Genomic DNA, 3,628 nt, shown 5'->3' on the forward strand with positions numbered 1-3,628 from the left:
AGTAATGAGCCACCCAGTTGCATGTCCAGTCCTTCACTGACTGCCAGGATCGAATCGCGAATCGATTCTGCATCCAGACGACGCACGTCCGCGCGCCACATCAGACGGTTATCGGGATCAACGGCGGCGGCTTTTTCATTCCATTCACTGCTCATCTGCCAAGTGTTGGAAAGCAGAATCGTGCGATGTAATTGTTTGAGTGACCACCCCTGCTCCATCAGGCTGGCAGCCATCCAGTCCAGTAAAGGCTGGTTCGACGGCTTCGCGCCCAGTTTTCCGAAGTTATCGGGTGTGGAGACGATCCCCTTACCAAAGTGCCAGCGCCAGATTCGATTCGCAATCACACGGGAAGTCAGAGGATGATCGGGATTCACGAGCCATTCGGCGAGTTTCAATCGGCCACTCTGTTCACTCGAAAACGGCTTTTGTGGCTGTTGACTCAGCACCACGGGAACATGCCGCGGAACCGTTTCTCCCAAAGTCAGATGACTGCCTCGAATGTGAATGGGTACATCGATGATTTCCCGTTCGGCTGCTCCCATTGCTGTGGGAACTTCAGGCCGTTCTTTTTTCAGTGATGCAACCTGATCGCGCAGAGTTTTCAATTGTGCCTGGGCCTCTTTGGAATAAGAGGGTTCCGGTTTCGCGGGCAGTTTAAATTCTTTGCCTCCCTCTGTCTGCAGCCGTTCATTTTCTGATTTGACCAGCGCGGCAATTTGATCTTCTTCCACTTTGATCTTCTGATCCCATTCCGCCTGAACTTTCAGGTCTGCTTCCGTGGCGAGTGAGTTTTCGTTCCAGCGGCCAATGGTCTTGTAGCTCTCCATGATTTTGGTGCTTTTCAAGATCCCCGCCAGACCGTAATAATCGTTCGCTGAAATCGGATCGAATTTGTGATCATGGCAGCGGGCACATCCCAGCGTCAGCCCCATCAGTGAAACGCCGATGGTATTGATCTGCTCATCGATGATATCCATTTCCATTTTGGTTTTATCGACTTCGGCCAGAACTTTCGGTCCTAATAACAGGAAACCGGTGGCGATCAAACGCTCATTGCGCTCGGCAACATCTTTGGCCGGTTCGAGTAGATCGCCTGCCAGCTGCTCTTTGAGAAACAGATCATAGGGTTTGTCTTTGTTCAACGCATTGACGACATAATCGCGATATTTCCACGCGTTGCCCAAGGCGACATTTTCGTCCAAACCGTTCGAGTCGGCATAACGGGCGACATCCAGCCAGTGGCGCGCCCAGTGTTCGCCGTAATGGGGTGATGCCAACAGACGGTCGACGACTTTTTCAAATGCCTGCGGCGAGCTGTCGTTCAAAAAGTCGTCAATTTCCTGAGGCGTCGGAGGCAGCCCGGTTAAGTCAAAGGTCGTGCGACGAATGAGCGTGCGTTTGTCAGCCGGTTTGGCAGGCGTTAAGCCGGCCTGTTCCAGTTTGTATAAAATCAACTGGTCGATCGGATTCTTCACCCACTCTGACTGTTTGACTTCAGGTAAGGCCGGTTTTTTCACCGGTTGAAATGACCAGAATTCCCGCTCTTTCTCGAGATCGATTTTTCCTTTTTCATTCGCCGCTCTGAGAAGACTCAGGTCGGCATTGGGATAAGGTGCCCCCATTTTGACCCAGTTGGTCAGATCTTCAATTTCCTGCTTGCTCAGTTTTTCATCCGGCGGCATCTGCAGATCGGGAGTCTGGTATTTCACCGCAGTGACCAGCAGACTCTGTTCCGGCTTGCCGGGAACAACCAGCGAACCCGCTTTGCCTCCCTTCACGATACCTTTGAATGTATCTATCCGCAGTCCGGACTCCTGCTCATCCGGACCATGACAGTCGTAACAGTGCTTGATAAATAGCGGCCGAATTTTCGATTCGAAAAAATGAATCTGTTTCTGATCCGGCTGTGGCTCGGCTGCGGGCAGACAGGTTGCACTTAACACAATGAATGCCATTAACAATGCTGAGGTGATCGGTTTTACGAAAGCCCAGCAATGATCTCGAAAACTGACGTGCATGGTCATTATTATTTCCAGCATGATTTAGGTAGGAACCACAACTTGACTGGCCTGAGCGCTTGCTTCTCAAACCAGGAATCTGCGGTCGATGCGTGAGGGTAAGAAGTATTAAATAATGAGTTTATGCTTACCCTTACATTATATTCCCATTGACTCCGAATTCAGCAAAAAACCTTAGTAAATTAATTTCATCTCGATATTTTTCAGTCCATCCGGCATTAAAACGCCCCATTTCCTACAAAACTTTAAGATAAGGCGTGTTTTAATTCCTGCAGGAAGGTTTCGACGTTCTCCATTGTATTATAAGCATGTAAAGCGACACGTATCCGGCCCGCATGATACATGGGATGGATTTGTTTACTGTGTAAGTGCTGGTAGATTCGCTCGGCGTCAGGATGGCGAAACGCGATAATGCCCGCCAGATTTTCCAGCCGCGGGGGAGAAATCAGTTCGACAGGCAACTTTTTGAGCCCTTCCAGACACGCTTCCACCAGAGGCGTTGCCGCCCGATTGATGTTTTCCACACCTGTCTCCGTAATATACTGCAAGGCGGCACGAATGGCATAAACGGCAGGGTAGTTGGGCATACCAACCGTGAAGCTGGCAGCACCCGGCAGGCTTTCTGCTTTTTCGAAACGCTGTTCGCCGAACGCATCTTTCAGATTGAACCAGCCTCCCGCGGGAACCGTCCACTCATTCGCCCGTGACGAAGGCACGCCGACCAAACCGCCGCCATGAGAGGCGAGAATCCATTTATGCGTGCTGCTGACAACAAGATCGATGTCTTCCAGATCGAGGGGAATGCGTCCCAGTGCCTGCGTCACGTCTAATGCAATCAACGCCGACGAATGCTGGCGAATGGTCTGAATCACTTCTTTCAGGGGAATTTTGAATCCATTAAAAAAGCTGACCAGCGAGATGCTCACCACGCGAGTTTTGTCACTTAAGAGCGCCTGCAGATCTTCCAGGTGCAATTCCCATTCGCGCGATTTCCAGACTTTCACGGTCGCCGGGCAACTCGACTGTAAGCCGAATGTATAACTGGCGGGAAAGTCCAGATCGCTGACGATGATTTCATCGCCGGCTTTCAACTGCAATGCCTGATAAGCCAGATTATATGCTTCCGAACTACAGGAACAGATACTGACTTCAGCGGAAGTCAGCCCATACATTTTCGCGACGAGTTCTTTTGCTGCATCCCATTGCAGTTCGTGCAGCTTGCGGCCATCCATGCCCAGTTGCTTGTCGAGAAAATACTGCTGAAAGGCCTGACCCACAGCGAGCGGGGGTATTCCTTCTGCAGCCGAATTCAAATAAACGCGTTCCCGCAGACTGGGAAAATCGTGATGTCGAGCTTGTTGATCCAGCATGAAAACTCCGTTTAAATAACCCGCGTGATTCAATTGACACTGTGGTCTTCAATGTCAGATGTATTTAACATGGTCGGACCAAATTCACTTGAGATGGCCCGCGAGCACTGTAAGATGGCTGAGGAAATTCTGGTGCTGTCACTGGATTCCCCGACCCGCAGAATATGCGACACACACAACACAGCCAGCAGTCGTCCGTCCGCGCCGAGAATGGGGGCTGCCGTATCCTGAACTCCCACG

Annotated in this window: 2 protein-coding genes and 1 pseudogene; all 3 read right to left on the bottom strand. The window is 50.9% G+C overall.

Translation table 11 applies throughout. From position 1 onward, the window contains the following. Nucleotides 1–2,024 (bottom strand): PSD1 and planctomycete cytochrome C domain-containing protein (locus Q0294_RS05035; RefSeq protein WP_299461558.1); only part of this gene is annotated, 2,024 nt, incomplete at its 3' end. A gap of 239 nt (nt 2,025–2,263) precedes the next feature. Then, nucleotides 2,264–3,388 (bottom strand): aminotransferase class V-fold PLP-dependent enzyme, encoded by a 1,125-nt coding sequence (locus Q0294_RS05040; RefSeq protein ID WP_299461560.1) that lies wholly within the window; start codon nt 3,386–3,388, stop codon nt 2,264–2,266. A gap of 29 nt (nt 3,389–3,417) precedes the next feature. Then, nucleotides 3,418–3,628 (bottom strand): annotated as a pseudogene (locus tag Q0294_RS05045) (IclR family transcriptional regulator); the annotation flags it as partial.

Source organism: uncultured Gimesia sp., assembly GCF_937919775.1.
In the GTDB taxonomy this organism is placed as follows: domain Bacteria; phylum Planctomycetota; class Planctomycetia; order Planctomycetales; family Planctomycetaceae; genus Gimesia.